Source organism: Listeria monocytogenes, assembly GCF_900187225.1.
GTDB classification, from domain to species: domain Bacteria; phylum Bacillota; class Bacilli; order Lactobacillales; family Listeriaceae; genus Listeria; species Listeria monocytogenes.
In genome coordinates this window covers 1-17,022 of sequence record NZ_LT906436.1, presented here as the reverse complement: position 1 = coordinate 17,022, position 17,022 = coordinate 1, and the positions used below count along the sequence as shown (strand labels likewise).

Annotated in this window: 13 protein-coding genes; all 13 read right to left on the bottom strand. The window is 38.1% G+C overall.

Annotation, left to right across the window (positions count from 1 at the left end; all coding sequences use genetic code 11):
* Window positions 1-13: 13 nt before the first annotated feature.
* Complete coding sequence (gene qoxA / locus CKV70_RS00065; protein ID WP_003724123.1) at window positions 14-1,120, bottom strand: cytochrome aa3 quinol oxidase subunit II; 1,107 nt, start codon at window positions 1,118-1,120, stop codon at window positions 14-16.
* A 344-nt stretch (window positions 1,121-1,464) separates the two neighbouring features.
* Window positions 1,465-2,544 carry a phosphomevalonate kinase gene (locus tag CKV70_RS00060; protein WP_022741803.1) on the bottom strand — a complete coding sequence of 360 codons (1,080 nt, stop codon included), beginning with the start codon at window positions 2,542-2,544 and terminating at the stop codon, window positions 1,465-1,467.
* Window positions 2,525-3,496 (bottom strand): diphosphomevalonate decarboxylase, encoded by a 972-nt coding sequence (gene mvaD, locus CKV70_RS00055; RefSeq protein ID WP_003723775.1) that lies wholly within the window; start codon window positions 3,494-3,496, stop codon window positions 2,525-2,527. Before mvaD ends, CKV70_RS00060 begins: the two co-directional genes overlap by 20 nt.
* Window positions 3,453-4,421, bottom strand: coding sequence for a mevalonate kinase (mvk, locus tag CKV70_RS00050; RefSeq protein ID WP_003723774.1), 969 nt, complete (start codon window positions 4,419-4,421; stop codon window positions 3,453-3,455). Before mvk ends, mvaD begins: the two co-directional genes overlap by 44 nt.
* Window positions 4,422-4,562: 141 nt before the next feature.
* Entirely contained in the window at window positions 4,563-5,081 is a 519-nt protein-coding gene (speG, locus tag CKV70_RS00045; protein WP_003723772.1) for a spermidine N1-acetyltransferase, read from the bottom strand.
* Window positions 5,082-5,096: 15 nt separating this feature from the next.
* Window positions 5,097-6,611: a cardiolipin synthase gene (cls, locus tag CKV70_RS00040; protein ID WP_014600341.1), complete on the bottom strand. Its 1,515-nt coding sequence runs from the start codon at window positions 6,609-6,611 to the stop codon at window positions 5,097-5,099.
* Window positions 6,612-6,745: 134 nt separating this feature from the next.
* Window positions 6,746-9,274 (bottom strand): DNA gyrase subunit A, encoded by a 2,529-nt coding sequence (gyrA, locus tag CKV70_RS00035; protein WP_003723770.1) that lies wholly within the window; start codon window positions 9,272-9,274, stop codon window positions 6,746-6,748.
* A 94-nt stretch (window positions 9,275-9,368) separates the two neighbouring features.
* On the bottom strand, window positions 9,369-11,309 hold the full coding sequence (gyrB, locus tag CKV70_RS00030) for a DNA topoisomerase (ATP-hydrolyzing) subunit B (RefSeq protein ID WP_003723769.1): 1,941 nt from the start codon (window positions 11,307-11,309) through the stop codon (window positions 9,369-9,371).
* A 48-nt stretch (window positions 11,310-11,357) separates the two neighbouring features.
* Window positions 11,358-12,470 carry a DNA replication/repair protein RecF gene (recF, locus tag CKV70_RS00025; protein WP_003728715.1) on the bottom strand — a complete coding sequence of 371 codons (1,113 nt, stop codon included), beginning with the start codon at window positions 12,468-12,470 and terminating at the stop codon, window positions 11,358-11,360.
* Between the two features lie 3 nt (window positions 12,471-12,473).
* On the bottom strand, window positions 12,474-12,695 hold the full coding sequence (gene yaaA / locus CKV70_RS00020; protein WP_010958651.1) for a S4 domain-containing protein YaaA: 222 nt from the start codon (window positions 12,693-12,695) through the stop codon (window positions 12,474-12,476).
* Between the two features lie 179 nt (window positions 12,696-12,874).
* Window positions 12,875-14,218, bottom strand: a complete 1,344-nt coding sequence (locus tag CKV70_RS00015) for an MATE family efflux transporter (protein ID WP_003723766.1) — start codon at window positions 14,216-14,218, stop codon at window positions 12,875-12,877.
* 109 nt (window positions 14,219-14,327) lie between these two features.
* The gene (dnaN, locus tag CKV70_RS00010; RefSeq protein WP_003725616.1) at window positions 14,328-15,473 is read right to left on the bottom strand and encodes a DNA polymerase III subunit beta; all 1,146 of its coding nucleotides are present in this window, start codon (window positions 15,471-15,473) and stop codon (window positions 14,328-14,330) included.
* 193 nt (window positions 15,474-15,666) lie between these two features.
* Window positions 15,667-17,022, bottom strand: a complete 1,356-nt coding sequence (dnaA, locus tag CKV70_RS00005; RefSeq protein ID WP_003727573.1) for a chromosomal replication initiator protein DnaA — start codon at window positions 17,020-17,022, stop codon at window positions 15,667-15,669.

Here is a 17,022-nt window from a genome sequence, read left to right as displayed (position 1 = left end):
ATGTCCCCCCTTTTTACTTCCCTGCGTCATCCGATTCTTTTTTATTGAATTCATTTGTTTGGATGTCTTCTTCCATTTTCTTCATTTCATCTTCGCGGTGTTTATCCTCGTGGTAACCTTCACCATTTTTAATAATTTGCGGCTTCATATCATGACGCTCAAATTGCGGATTAGTTACTGTCACAGGACGAACCGGAAGCATTGGTTTGTCAGAAATGGTCGATTTAGTGTTCGGGTTATGCGGATTTGTCATCTCATAACCAAAACGTTTGTAGGCATAGAAAACATACTCTGGATCAGCTGCTACATCAACAAATGCTAAATGCGTACCAGAATAAGTTTTTTTCTTAGAGCTTCCAGGAATTAACAGACGGTCATAGATGTCTTGCGTAATAACTGGTGAGCTAGCTTTTGTTTCTTTTGCCCATTTTTTGAAATCTTTTTCAGATTGAGCCACTACATCAAAGCGTTGATCTGCAAAACCTTCGCCGTTGAAGTTTGCGTTACGACCTTTGTATGTACCAACTTCATCTGCTTGTAAATATAAATTCATCGTCATGCCAGACATCGCATATTTTTGCCCACCTAATTGCGGAACCCAAAAGCTTGTCATCGTATCTGCGGAAGTTAATTTGAATAATACAGGACGGTCGGTTGGAATGTTTACGTAGTTCACCGTTTCAATCGACTCATCTGGATAACTAAAAATCCATTTCCAATCTGCACTTGTTGCGTAAATAATAATTGGATCTTTATGCGAAGTCACTTTTGGTGCTTCTTCCCCTGCATAAATTGTTTTTACCGTCGGAATAGCTAGAGCAATAACGATAGCAACTGGAATCAATGTCCAAAAAATTTCTAGTTTTTTACTACCGTGCATATCTGGCTCGTAGTTTGAAATGTCTTTCCGTTCGCGGTATTTAACCAACATAATCGTAAACAATACAAAAATCGTCAAAACAATAACCAGCATAAATATAATCGAATAAATAATTAAGTCCGACTGACCTTTAGCAACTGGTCCTTTTGGATTAAGTACCGTCAAGTCACCACAACCGCTTATAAGGCCGGTAACCCCAAGTAGTGCCGTAAGCAGCAAAGATTTAAGTACCTTTGACACCCGAATCCCCTCTTTTCCTTTTGATGTTTTCTAATGTGTATTTTTGCGCAAAAATACCATTACCGGAGTGCTGAAAGAAGCTTGTTAGAACTCCTATGTAACTGAAAAAATGCATTTACTATTTAGTTCTTTTAAAAAAACTCACAAACTTTTTTAAAATTGTTCCGCATTTTTAAAATCACTATGTTCATACTCTAACTCATTATATCTGATTTGATATCTTAGTTCAAAAACCTGATATATTAAATATTTCACAAACTTTCATTCTGTTCACTATTCCCTAGATTGTGAAATCCGAAACAAAAAAAGTAGCAAACTATTTATCTTAGTTTACTACTTAAAATTTATTCAGTAATTTGAACTCTCCCCGTATGGAAAGGTAAATGCTTAATACCAAGTTTTTCCCACTCATTCACTAGTTTTTCGGCTAGTTCCTTTGTTTTAGAGAATGCTATTCCACAGTCTCCGCCGCCAGAGCCAGATGATTTTCCTGCGCCGCCCATGTTTTCAGCTGAGTCCGCGAGTTCTTTTAGCAAGCTTGTTTCAATATTTACGCCAGCTTTTGTTCCAAGTTCTTGAAGAATGCGACGATTTTCTTTAATAGCTAAATAGAGCAATTCCTCGTCTTTCGTATGGAAAGCTTGAATTATTTGCTTCATAATCTCATTATTTCTAGTTAAAAAATGTTGGTAATTCTTGCTATCTTCTTGTTTAAAAGCATGAATTTGCGAAACTAGTTTTCCGGTACTTACAGGTGTGCCCGTCCAACCGACAGAAAAAGTCGGCACTGGTTCTTCTAATGTTTCGATTTGAAGCATTGGCCACGGCTCTTTCATAAACCATTCGAGCGATTTATAAGCTAAACGATGCTTCACCCATTCTTGATCAAACGTCGTATACGCAATCCAGCCACCGTACATACAAGATGCAATATCACCACATGAACCGTTTCCTTGAACGACTAAATGGGAAAGTGCAGCTAGTTTGAATTTTTTTAGCATAGATATTTCTGGATAAAATTTCGTCATTAGCGCGTTGATTACAGCAACCGTCGCCGCTGCGCTTGAACCTAGTCCATATTTTGCACCAGATTGGTCGATTAATTCTGTTTCAATGATCATTTTCACAGGTGTTAGCTCGATTCCTTCTGATTTCAGGAAAGTTGTCGCGATATTAATTGCTTCCGCTGTAAAAGTCCAATGTTCTCCGTCAGGTTTAAGTTCGCCGCCAACTGGCCATGAAACTGGATTTTCATAATGTGGAATCCATAATTCATTGCGTTCACTATCCTCTAAAGTTAGCGTTATATAACGGTTAACCGCGGTTAGAATAGCCGTATGACCTGATTCTACAACTGCATATTCACCAGCAACATATAATTTTCCGGGTATTTTAACCTGTAGTTTATTTTTCATCTGATACAACACTCGCTTCCTTACCAGCGTGGCAAATTAGAACGTTTTTAGCCAAACCTGACAACTTCTCTGCTACGATATTTTCATTTGCACGCTCACAAATAACTTTAACATTTGGTCCAGCGTCCATTGTAAAATAGGCCGGTATACCATTTTCGCGTAGTTCTCTAACAGCATCCATTATTTCGAGTGACTGTGGTTGAAAATAAGTAAATGGCGGCTCTGCACCAAGTGTTGTCGCATGCATTTTCATTCCGTTTCGTTCTGTAATTTCGCCAACTTTGATGAAATCTTCGTCTAAAATGGCTTGTTTCATTTCTTCCAAGTCTATTTCAGCAGCAGAAACCCAGTTTTCGAAAAAAGGAGATGTTTCAACGGTTAGACGCATTCCATCACGACTGGAAACTTTCTTTTCTTTGTCTGAAACGACTGCGACTACAAGGGACATTTTGTCACATAATTTATTCGTGAATGGAACGGCAAAAGAATCACTACCATCCGCGAGCTCACCTTTTTCCCAAATGACAAAATCACCGAAAACGGAACGAGAAGCAGAACCAGACCCGAAACGAGCCAGTCTGGAAATATATTCTTTTGTGTCTTTTCTACCAGCTGCATTAGATCCAGCAAGCGCAAGAGCTGCAAATGCAGAAGCAGATGAAGCAAGTCCTGCTGCAGTTGGAACGTGATTTTCGGAAGTTATTTTTGCTTTTGCAGAAATACCGAATTCCTCCCGCATTTTATCTATAAAACGAGCTACTTTTGCATCCGTTTTTTGTTCATTATTTAAAATAAATGTATCTTGGGTTAATTTTTCGTCCCATTCTACCGTTGTCTTTGTATAAAATTTATCTACCGTGAAGGATAAACTACTGTTTGCAGGTAGAATCAAGTGTTCATCGCGTTTTCCCCAGTATTTAATTAGCGCCACATTCGTGTGTGCGATGGCTGTCGCTTTCATAACTACCTTCTCCAATCGTAAAAATCCATTCTTGTGCAGCTCCAGCATTATGAAGCGCCTTCGTTATTTGTTCAGCGATTTCTTGATTTTTCGCTACAGCAATAATGCATCCACCTCTACCGCCACCAGTAAGTTTTGCCCCGTCCGCGCCATTACTTCTAGCTACTTTAATTAATTTCTCTAAACTACTGTCACTAACTGTCAAAGTTTCTAAATAAGATTGTGCCTTATTCATTGCAGCTCCTATCTTCACAGTATCTGCATCGCCTTCTAAATGTGTCTTTATTTCCCGGGAAATATCGCCGAGTTGATGAATTATTTTACCAATTTCTACTTGATTTTCTTTATATAAAACTTGAACATCCTTCACCGCGTCTCTGGTTTCACTCGGAACTCCAGTATCCGCTACTACGAACGTAATTTTTTTTGGAAAATGCATAATTTCTAGTTTTCGATCTCGCTCATACCATACTGGTTTTTCACTCACAACCGTGATAGCATCAACACCACTAGCATTGCCATGAGCAATTTTTTCTGCAGCATTCACAATGGCTAATAATTTTTTCGAGTCTAATTCTTGATTAAAGTATTTATATAAGCCACGCGCAATACTTGTTGCTACAGCAGCACTTGAACCTAATCCTCGGCCGATTGGAACACCTGAAACCACATGAATCGAAACACATTCACCATTTCCAATTTCATTTAAAACATCTACGACTAATGCTTTGATTCCTGCTAAGAAATCAGGCATATCATCTAAATCACCTGAAAAAAATGCTGAAGAAAATTTGGTTTTTATAGAAGTTTCTACATTTGTCGTTACTACTGCTTGTGTAAATGGGACTGAAATTGCCGGTTCTCCGTATACAACTGCATGTTCTCCGCATAATATCATTTTAGCTGTCCCAATGCCTGTAGCCAATGCACGCCAATCCTTTCTCCATCAAAATAATACAAACTTTAATACTTCATGATACCATAATTTTTTCACTAAAACCTTATTATAGAACTTTTTTTGACCCAAAACAATGACTGGCGCAACTTTTCCCGCGCCAATCACTTTTTAAATATCCATTTCTCGGTATTGATGTTGGAAAATACACATTCTAATAGCATCATGATAAGTCCCATCAACGAAAAACTCATCAATTAGCTCGCCTTCACGAATAAAGCCAACTTTTTCATAAACATGAATTGCTTTTTCGTTTACTTTATCGACAACTAAATATAATTTATGCATATTTAGTACGTGAAAAGCATATTTCATTGCTAGTTTTGTGGCAGAAACAGCATAACCGTGTCCCTGAAACTTAGGATCAATAATAATTTGAAATTCGGCTCTTCTGTGAATATAATCAATTTCCATTAACTCGACTAATCCAACCATTTGTCCATCTAACTCTAAAATAAAACGGCGTTCTGACTGGTCGTGAATGTGTTTATCATATAGCTCCTGAAGCTCGACGAACGCCTCATATGGCTCTTCAAACCAATAAGACATTATTTTCGCATCATTATTTAACCGGTGAACAAATTTTAAATCTTCTCGTTCAAGCGGTCTAAGTTTTAAATCTCCACTCATTTTTCCACTCCTAAATTATAAAATTGGTGATAGTAAACTGGATAGAACTTCTTTTATACGAGTCAATAATGGTTTGTTTTCCATATCTTTCATCGTAAATAGTCGGCTATCTTCAAAATCTTTTTTGAAGTCACGTTTTAAATGATGCATAGCCTCGCTTTCATCATATAAGAATACCATTAATTCATGATTCAATCTAAAACTACGCACGTCAAAATTGGCAGTTCCAATAGCCGCACGTGTTCCGTCCACAAGCATTGCTTTGGAATGAACAAAAGAGTCATCGGCATAAGCATACATTTTCGCGCCTGCTTCAATCATTGTTTTTACATAAGCATTACTTCCGTGGAATGAAATCCCGCGATCGCCTTTACCAGGAATAATAACCCGCACGTCAACACCACTCATCGCAACCCGGCGAATAACCGCAAGCGACTCCTCATCTGGAACGAAATAGGGTGATACAATCCAAACTGATTCTTTAGCGGAATCAATCAAATCAAGCATCGAATCGCGAACCCATTTTTCTTTATCATATGGTCCGCCGTAAATAACTTGCGCCCATTCATCACCCATATCGACTGGAGAAAAATATTGTTTTAAACCAGATTCGCTAATAAACCCGTCAGCGGCGCCAGCTTGATTTTCCATGTATACCCAATCGTTTAGGAAGGATTCTTGGAGTTCGATTACAGCTTGGCCTGTTATTTTTATGTGTGTATCGCGCCAAACACGAAAATCAGGTGTATTGGAACGATATTCTTCCCCAATATTAAGCCCACCTGTAAAGCCAATTTGGCCATCAATCACCACGATTTTACGGTGATTTCTTAAATTGGCTGTTCTTACAATCCAGGGGGAGGCAATTGGATCAAATGCGTGAATACTAACTCCAGCCTCTTTCAAAGGAGCTAAAAAGGCTTTACCCAGTTTGCTTGATCCGAGACCATCAAACATAAATCTAACCTCAACACCAGATTTCGCCTTTTCCACCAAAATATCACGAATTTCAGTAGAAATCGCATCCGTTTTGAAAATGTAATATTGAATGTGAATGTGGTTTTCAGCCTTTCTAAGCGCGTCTAGGAGCACTGGAAAAGTTTCCTCACCATTTGTTAATATTTCGATTTTATTCCCCTTGATTGGCTCTATGGACGTTAAATGCGCTATTCTTTTTGATAGTCGTGGCAATTTTTCATTAGTGTTGTTTGGAATTGCATGAATCGCATTAATTAATTTTGTTTTTTCCTTTACTTGAGCTGTGCTGAATTTTCTAGTTGCTGGATTTCTACCGAACACAAGGTAACTAATCGTTCCGAGTACAGGCAAAATAAAAATAACCGCAACCCAGGCGACTTTTGAGCTAGTATTCCGTTGGTCAAATAGGAGTAGTCGAATGGCGATAATAACCCCGCATAGTTGGATAATCCCACTTGTTACTAAGAATAATATAGCTGCTTGATTGATTAAAACATATTCCACTAAAAATAAAACTACTGCTATAAACAGAAATTGAATCAGTTTGCGCATTTTTTCAACTCTTCCCTTTTTTAGACGTATTAAGGATATTATACATAAAATACATCCAAAAAGCGCTTTTTTATACTGAAAAAAAGCTGGAAAATCGTTCTAATTCGCAAATTAGAGTCATTTCCAGCTTGATTTTATTCTTCTATGTCGCTTCCAGGAGCATCTTCAAAACTTTCATCAGGAACTTGCGTGATTAATGTTTCGTCGATTTCTTCCTCAAGCTCAACTTCATCTTCTTCTTTTGGTACTTTTGCAACAGTGGCTACTTTTTCATCTTCATCAAGACGAATTAGTTTAACACCCATTGCGCTACGACCAGTTTGTGATACTGTATCAATTTCGAAACGAATTAATACGCCACTTACTGTCATTAGCATTAAGTCCTCTTCACCAGTAACAGTTTTCATTGCTACTAAGTTACCATTTTTCTCTGTGATTGTAACGGTTTTAACACCCATACCACCACGATTACGAAGCGGATATTGGGAGGCTGGCGTTTGTTTACCATAACCTTTTTCCGTTACAACGAGTACTTTTTCATCGTCCTCTAGTACTTCCATGCCGATAACTTCATCGTCTTCACGAAGTCTAATACCACGAACACCAGCAGCTGTACGGCCCATTACACGGATATTTTCTTCTGGGAAGTAGATAGATTGACCATGTTTCGTTGCGATAATCATGTTTTTGCTACCATCTGTCATTTGAACAGAAATGAGTTCATCGTTTTCACGAAGTTCTACAGCACGAAGGCCACTTTGACGGATTTTCGCAAATTGAGAAAGGGTTGTACGCTTCACGACACCATGTTTCGTCGTGAAGAATAGGTAGCTATCATCGGTGAATTCGGATAGATTTATCACGGCATTCACTTGTTCTTGGCTTTCGATTCCAAGTAAGTTGATTATTGGGATACCTTTGGCGGTACGACCGTATTCAGGTACTTCATAACCTTTCGAACGGTAAACTTTACCAGTGTTAGTGAAGAATAGTAACGTATCATGCGTGCTCGTTGCAACTAGGTGTTCTACGAAGTCATCTTCATGTGTTGACATACCTTGAATACCACGACCACCTCGACGCTGACTACGATAAGTCGACAGTGGTAAACGTTTAATATAACCACGTTTAGTTAGCGTAATTGCTACTTCTTCTTCAGGGATTAAGTCTTCATCTTCAAGGCTTACTAAATCACCAGCCAAGATTTCTGTACGACGTTTATCCGCATATTTAACTTTGATTTCTTCTAATTCTTCACGAATAATTTCAAGAATACGCTCATCATCAGCTAAAATAGCTTTTAAATCATTAATTAATGCTACTAAGTTTTGATATTCTTCTTCAATTTTTTCGCGTTCTAAACCTGTTAAACGTTGCAAACGCATGTCCAGAATGGCTTGCGCTTGTTTGTCAGAAAGGTTGAATTGTGTCATCAAGCCTTCTTTAGCAACATCGGAAGTTTTTGATCCACGAATTAATTTAATAATCGCGTCAATGTTATCAAGAGCGATTCGTAAACCTTCTAAAATATGTGCGCGTGCTTCTGCTTTACGAAGCTCAAATTCTGTACGTCGACGAATAACTACTTTTTGATGTTCCAAATAATAATAAAGAATTTCTTTTAAATTAAGCACTTTTGGATGGTTATCGACAAGTGCAAGCATATTAATACCAAAAGTAGTTTGAAGTGCTGTCATTTTGAATAAATTATTCACGATAACACTGGCGCTAATATCACGACGAACCTCAATAACAATCCGCATTCCTGAACGGTCAGACTCATCATTTAGGGAAGTGATGCCGTCGATTTTCTTCTCACGAGCTAGTTCGGCAATACGTTCAACTAGGCGTGCTTTATTCACTTGGTAAGGAATTTCGGTAATAACGATAGTTTCTTTACCATTTTTCTTTTCTTCAATATCGACACGACCACGAACAGTAATCGAACCACGGCCACTTTCGTAAGCGCGACGGATTCCGCTACGTCCCATAATCATCCCAGCAGTTGGGAAGTCAGGGCCTGGAATATATTCCATTAAATCACGAATAGTAATTTCTGGATCGTGACTAAGTGCTAAAACGCCGTCAATTACTTCACCAAGATGGTGGGTAGGAATATTTGTTGCCATACCAACCGCGATACCTGACGAACCATTGACTAATAAGTTAGGGAAACGCGCTGGTAAAATAACTGGCTCACGTTCAGAACCATCGTAGTTATCAGCGTAATCAATTGTGTCTTTATTAATATCGCGCAGTAGTTCCATCGAAATTTTTGACATACGAGCTTCTGTATAACGCATCGCTGCTGCCATATCGCCATCAACCGAACCAAAGTTACCATGTCCATCAACTAGCATATTACGATAACTAAAATCTTGCGCCATACGAACCATTGTAAAATAAACCGCTGTATCGCCGTGGGGGTGATACTTACCAATTACTTCACCAACGATACGAGCCGATTTTTTATAGGCTTTATCAGAAGTCATACCTAAGTCATTCATCGCATATAGAATACGACGGTGAACTGGTTTTAACCCGTCACGAACATCAGGTAGGGCACGGGCAACAATTACACTCATCGCATAGTCTAGGAATGATGTCCGCATTTCTTTATTTAAGTTTATCTCTGTTATTCGTTGATTTGGTGTTTCTGCCATTGTTAGAGAAACCTCCCTTTCAAAAGTAAGGCTGAATCTAGTTCAAACCTTTTAAAAACAATTAATAACCCAATTATTACCCGGGAAATATTTATTAAACATCCAAGTTTTTAACGTATTGTGCGTTGTCTTCGATGAATTTACGACGAGGTTCCACGCGGTCACCCATCAACATTTCAAAAGTTTCATCGGCATCAATAGCGTCTTTGATATTGACTTGAAGTAGTGTACGGTGTTCCGGATTCATTGTTGTATCCCAAAGTTGTTCTGGGTTCATTTCTCCAAGACCTTTATATCGTTGAATGCTGTATTTAGTGTCTCCGTCAAGGGAAGCCAGATAGTCTTCTAACTGTCCGTCGCTGTATACATATTCTATTTGTTTACCATGCTTAATTTGGTAAAGCGGTGGTTGCGCAATATAGATATAACCAGCATCAAGCAGTGGACGCATATAACGATAAAATAGTGTAAGAAGTAGTGTACGAATATGTGCACCATCAACATCGGCATCAGTCATAATAATTAATTTGTGGTAACGAGATTTAGAAACGTCAAAATCGCCACCAAAACCAGTACCCATCGCTGTAAAAATAGTTCGAATTTCTTCGTTAGCTAGAATACGGTCTAAACGTGCTTTTTCCACGTTCAAAATTTTACCACGAATCGGCAAAATCGCTTGGAATAAACGGTCACGACCTTGTTTAGCTGAACCACCAGCTGAGTCACCCTCAACGATGTAAAGTTCGCTGATTTCAGGATTACGGGAAGAACAGTCAGCTAATTTACCTGGCAAGCTAGAAATTTCTAGCCCACTGCTTTTACGAGCAACTTCACGCGCGCGCTTAGCAGCCAGACGTGCACGAGAAGCCACAACGCCTTTCTCAACGATTTTTTTAGCAACATCTGGGTTTTCCATCATAAATTTATTTAAAGCCTCAGAAAATAGCTTATCCGTGATTGAACGGGCTTCTGAATTTCCAAGTTTTGTTTTGGTTTGTCCTTCAAACTGTGGATCTGGGTGTTTGATAGAAATAATCGCCGTTAAACCTTCACGAACATCTTCACCAGAAAGATTGTCATCACTATCTTTAAACAATTTATTACGACGCGCGTAGTCATTAATAACACGTGTTAACGCCGTTTTAAAGCCAGATTCGTGAGTTCCGCCTTCATACGTATGAATGTTATTTGCGAATGAAATGATGTTGCTTGAGAATCCAGTATTATATTGCATGGAAATCTCAACCATAATATCATCGCGTTCACCTTCCAAATAAATTGGTGGCTCATGGATAACGTCTTTTGCTTTATTTAAATGCTCCACGTAAGAACGAATTCCGCCTTCATAGTGGAAATCTTTACGAACTTTGTGTTCTTCGCGCTTATCTTCAATTGAAATCGTTAAACCACGATTCAAGAAAGCAAGTTCGCGCGTACGAGTACGAAGTGTATCAAAATCGAATTCCGTTGTTTCTGTGAAAATTTGTGGATCTGGCGTAAAGTGAACAATTGTTCCACGGTAATCCGTTTCGCCTTGTTCTTCCATATCCATTACTACATCACCACGTTCAAAGCGTTGGTAATATTTTTGACCTTCACGGTGAACGTATACTTCAAGAGATGTGGAAAGGGCATTAACTACCGATGCACCAACTCCGTGAAGTCCGCCAGATACTTTATATCCGCCGCCGCCAAATTTACCACCAGCATGCAGAACGGTAAAGATAACTTCTACTGTTGGACGACCAATTTTTTCATTAATCCCAGTAGGAATCCCACGTCCGTTATCACGAACAGTAATGCTGTTATCAGCTTCGATTGTAATTTCAATTTCTGTACAAAAACCAGCAAGTGCTTCATCAATTGCATTATCAACAATTTCCCATACAAGGTGATGGAGCCCGCGTTGGCTAGTTGAACCAATGTACATACCGGGTCTTTTTCTTACTGCCTCTAGGCCTTCCAGTACTTGTATTTGATCTTCGTTATAATCTGAAGCATTTTCTTGTACATTTGTAATATTTTCTTCTGACATTAATTATTCCACCGCACTTTCTTTTTCATCAAATTATATTAACCTAGATTAGGATTTTTTTACTGTACCTTTTTCTACATAGAAAGTTGTTGCTTGTTTGAGCGTTTCATGGTCGATTCCGCTCGTACTTGTTGTCGTTACAAAGGTTTGTACTTTTCCTTCAATGGCTCCGAGCAAATGCGATTGACGGTAATCGTCGAGTTCACTAAGCACATCATCGAGAAGAAGAACCGGATATTCTCCAGTTTCTTCATGGATTAGGTCAATTTCTGCTAATTTTATAGAAAGTGCCGTTGTCCGTTGCTGGCCTTGTGAACCAAAATCTTGCACATTTTGCCCATTAATATAAAACAGAGAATCATCCCGATGTGGTCCAATAAGCGTGACACCACGGTCGATTTCTCTTTGTTTGATTGATTCCATTTTTTGAAGTAAATCTGCTTTCCACACTTCGGGATCGTCCCCATTTAGCGTGACGGAAGCTTTATACTCGATTTTTAACGTCTCTAGTCCTCGGGAAATTTGGTGATGAATTGGCGCCGCATATGCCTCTAGTTTTTGAATGAAATCAGCTCGTCTTTTCGTCAAATTAATGGCGACATCTGCGAACTGTTCAGTCAAAATGTCAAGTAATATTGGGTCTACTTTGCGTTTCATTTGCAACATCTTCAAATATTGGTTCCGTTGTTGCAATATTCGCTGGTATTCACTTAGATTATGCAAATAAATCGGCTGCATTTGTCCAATTTCCATATTCAAAAACCGACGTCTTATTCCTGGAGCGCCTTTCACAAGCGATAAATCCTCTGGGGCAAAAATAACCACATTCAAGTTACCGACATATTGGCTAAGTTTCTTTTGTTCCAAATGATTTACTTTAGCTCGCTTGCCTTTTTGGGTGATAGCAAGTTCTAAAGGCACTGATTGCCCGTGCTTTGCTATTCGACCTTCCATCTTGGCTTCTTCTTTTTCCCACATAATAAAATCTTTATCATTCGTTGTCCGATGTGACTTTGCAAGAGCAAGCATCAATACGGCTTCCAAAAGGTTGGTTTTACCTTGTGCATTCTCGCCAAGAAAAACATTTACAGATGGGGAAAATTCTAGTTCTAAGTTTTCGTAATTCCGGAAATTCCTTAAAACAATACTTTCTAAATGCATCTGTTATTTTCCTTGCTCAATTTTCACTTTTCCAACACCGGGAACTAAGATAACATCGCCATTACGAAGCTTTTTCCCCCGGCGATTGTCTTGCTCTCCGTTGATGTAAATCGTATTTTCACTAAGGTACGCTTTCGCCATTCCACCAGTTGAAACTACATCAATCATTTGTAAAAGTTGACCAAGCGTTACGAACTCACTATTTATCTTTACTGTTTCAGCCAAAAATTTCACGCCCAATCTTTTTTTATCACTACCTTCTATTTTACTAAAGTTTTGCCAATAATACAAAGAATATTTTCATATATTCGTTTTTCAGCTTTTTTTAGCAAAACTAATGGGGGGATATTATTTATTCAAAAAAAGAAAATATGAGCTTCTCTGGCGTTTTTTTACTAAAATGGTTATTTTCGTCGAATAACTGCCTTTTTTTGCCATGCTCCTGATTTATATCTCCAAACGCCGAGCATCGTTGCGGTTATCCATGCAACCGGTGTAGCCCACCAAAGCCCTACGTATCCAATATAAAGCGACAAAACAAATCCGATAACAAGTCTCGAAACCAACTCAAAAATCCCCATTGCTAAAGGAACCATCGCATCTCCAGTACCTCGCAAAGTTTCCCGAACAACAAATAAAATTCCAACTACGACATAAAATAAAGAGACAATAAGTAAATAACTCACACCAATATTAATAACTTCCGTCTCACTAGAATCTACAAATAGTAATAAAAACTGCCTAGCGAAAAGTTGAACTAAAATTGTGATTCCAATACTGATAGCTGTAACGACTTTAATTCCCGACCAAAAACCTTCGCGAACGCGGTCAATTTTTCCAGCACCGATATTTTGACCAGCAAACATGGAGGAAGCTGCTCCAAAAGCAATTCCTGGTTGATATGTAAGTGAATCAATTCGACTCGCCGCCGTATAAGCCGCAACGACCGATGAACCGAATCCATTTATTAAACTTTGAAGAGCCATATTTCCGATAGAAATAAAGGATCCTTGTAATCCAGAAGGCAGCCCAATGCGCACCATTTCTTTAAGGAGTGGGGTGGAGAGCTTGAATTTTGCACGCTCTATCCGCATAAATGGTACGTGACGATAAGCATAGTAAATAACAGCAATCGCTGCAGCTGTTTGGGATAAAACTGTCGCAATAGCAGCCCCGCGAACGCCCATATCCATATAAACAACAAATAAAAAATCTAATGCAATATTCATTAAAGAGGATAAAATCAAGAAAATCAGTGGGGTAATCGAATTTCCAAGAGCTCGAAGTATCGCGGCCATCCCGTTATACAGACTCATCGGCAAAATCCCGATAAAAAGGGTGGTTAAAAAGATAGTAGAATCATCCAAAATATTTGCCGGTGTTCGTAACAAAATAAGAAGAGGCTTCGCAAGTAAAACGCCCGCAACCGTCAAAATAATCGCCGAAAAAACCACCGCATAAGTCGCCGTAGCAATAACATCTTTCAAACGATCATAATCTTTAAATCCAAAATACTGCGCAACTACGACAGAAATCCCACTCATAAGTCCAATAATCAAAGAAATCATAAAAAAATTGACCGAATTTGTCGCTCCAACAGCAGCTAGCGCATCTACACTTACAAATTTCCCAACAATAACCGCGTCAATCATCGTATAAAATTGCTGAAATAAGTTTCCAATCAACATCGGCATCGCGAATAAAAAAATTAATTTTGTCGGATTACCTGTTGTCATATCTTTCATCATGCTAAGAATTACCTCCGTTTGCATAAATATACATTTCTATCCAAAAACTGTACTATAACAAAAAAAAGAATCCGCCTTGAAACCAAGACGGATGTGCTTTTTTGCGAGATTAGTAAGTTCTAACCGGCGTGATTAATTGTAAAATTTCATTTGGATTGGCTGCATCTTTTGGTCGAAGTACAAATGGTCTCATAGTACCTGAGAAGGAAATTTGAATATCATCACCTTCAAAAGCACGTAGGGCATCCATCATGTATTTACCGTTAAAAGATATTTTGATTTCTTCGCCAGTAAAACTTTGGCTGAAGACATTTTCAGAAACATTCCCAACTTCCGGAGAATTGGAGGATACTTCTACTTGGCCATTTTCCAGCGTCATTAATTTAATAACGTTATTACGATTTTCGCGAGCAAGTAGCGACGCACGGTCAATTGCTTGTAAAAATGCTTTGGAATTAATGACTAATTCTGATTTAGTATCAGTTGGAATTAATCGAGATGTATCTGGGTAACTACCTTCAAGTAAACGAGAGTAAAATAATAAATCTTTTAATTTAAAAAGAATTTGGTTGTTGGCAAGGGTCATTTCAATAGATTCGCTTGCGTCATCTAAAAGTTTATTTAATTCAGATAAACTTTTTCCAGGAATAACAATATTGTATTCTTCATCAATGTCTGTTTCAAGTGGAATTTCACGTAAAGCTAGACGATGACTATCGGTTGCAACTGCGCTTAGTTTATTTTCTTTGATAATCCAGTTTACACCAGTAAGTACTGGACGAACTTCAATAGCAGAAACAGCAAAAACAGTTTGTCTAACAATATTTTTTAGTACATTAATTGGAATTTTAATTGTTTTTCCATCTGTTACTTCAGGTAATTTAGGATATTCCATTGGATCTAAGCCGTTTAGTGTAAAGGAGGCTTGACCAGAACTAATGTTGGTTTGGTAATTAGACGTTACTTCAATTTCTACATTTTCTTCTGGTAAACGACGGACAATATCGCCAAAGTATTTTGATTGAAGTACAATTCCACCAAAACTCTCTACTTCTACAATTACTTCATCATTTTCAATTAATGGAATAAATGCTTCGATGGAAATATCGGAATCACTACCAGTTAGTGTTACACCTTCATCATTTACGACTATTTTTATCCCCGTTAAAATTGGAATCGTTGTTCTTGCAGAGATGGCACGAGTAACTTCATTGACTGCTTGGACAAGACGATCACGCTCAATAACAAATTTCATGAGTATCCCCCATTTTTTTATATTTTGTAAAACCTCAAAAACCTTTAATTAATTAATAAAAAATCGTAGTAATAGTAATAGGCGCTGTGGATTTGTGGATAAGTAGGTTACAAGCCATGCTTCATAAAGTTTTCCACATGTTGATAACTTGTGGGTAAGTATGTTTCAGTTATCCACATTGTACACAGGTCTATTAAAACATATTTTGTGCTTTTCTTAAATTTTTTTCAATTTCGGCAAGGTCATTTTTCAACACTTGATCGGTTTTTAGTAGTTGCGATATTTTTTCATGTGCATGAATAACTGTTGTATGATCTCGACCACCAAATTCATCACCGATTTTTGGTAATGAGGCATCTGTAAGCTCTCTTGAGAGATACATGGCGATTTGGCGCGGGAATGCTATACTTTTCGTCCGTTTTTTTGCTTTAAAATCTTCTAAACGAACGTGGAAATATTCACCGACTGCTTCTTGAATACCACTAATAGTAATAACTTGTGATTTAGAAGAGGGGATAATATCTTTTAGTGCTTCTGCTGCAAGACCAGCTGTTATATCTTTATTAACGAGGGAAGAATAAGCAACTACTCGGATGAGTGCGCCTTCTAGCTCGCGAATATTCGAATCAATTTGGTTTGCGATATAAAGCATAACTTCATTTGGAATATCTAATCCGTCTGCTTTTGCTTTTTTACGTAAAATGGCGATCCGGGTTTCTAAGTCTGGTGGCGTAATATCAGTAATTAAGCCCCATTCAAAGCGGGATCTCAGTCGATCTTCCAGTGTAGGAATTTCTTTTGGTGGTCGGTCACTGGAAATAATAATTTGCTTTTGTTCATCATAAAGTGTGTTAAATGTATGGAAAAATTCCTCTTGTGTTCCTTCTTTACCGGCTAAAAATTGAATATCATCAATAAGTAAGACATCAACATTCCGATATTTTGTGCGGAATTCTTCGGTTTTATTATCACGAATAGAGCTAATAAACTCATTGGTGAATTTTTCGCTGGAAAGGTACATTACTTTCGCATTATCTTTATGTTGTTGAACATAGTGGCCAACTGCGTGCATTAAATGTGTTTTACCGAGGCCAACTCCTCCATAAATGAAGAGTGGATTATATGCTTTCGCTGGTGCTTCGGCTACTGCAAGTGATGCTGCGTGGGCAAATCTGTTCCCTGAACCAATGACAAAGGTATCAAAAACATAACGTGGATTAAGCATATGTTTTCCAATTTCAATGCCATCTTCATCTAACGCTGGATTTGGTTTAATCACAGTGTATTCAAAGTTTTCTTCCTGCTCGCCATCAATAAAGCGGACATCAAATAAGCGACCAGTTATTTCTTGCAAAATGTTAGCGATAAATTGAGTGTAGCTTTTCTCTAACCAATCGCGAACAAAATTATTGGGCGCTGAAATAATAAACGTGTTACCTTCAAGTGAATGAGCGGTTGTTGATTTCATCCATGTATCGTAACTAGGTTTACTCATATTTTTTTTAACAATTTGCAGTGTTTCCTGCCAGATGTCTTCAATTGATTGCAC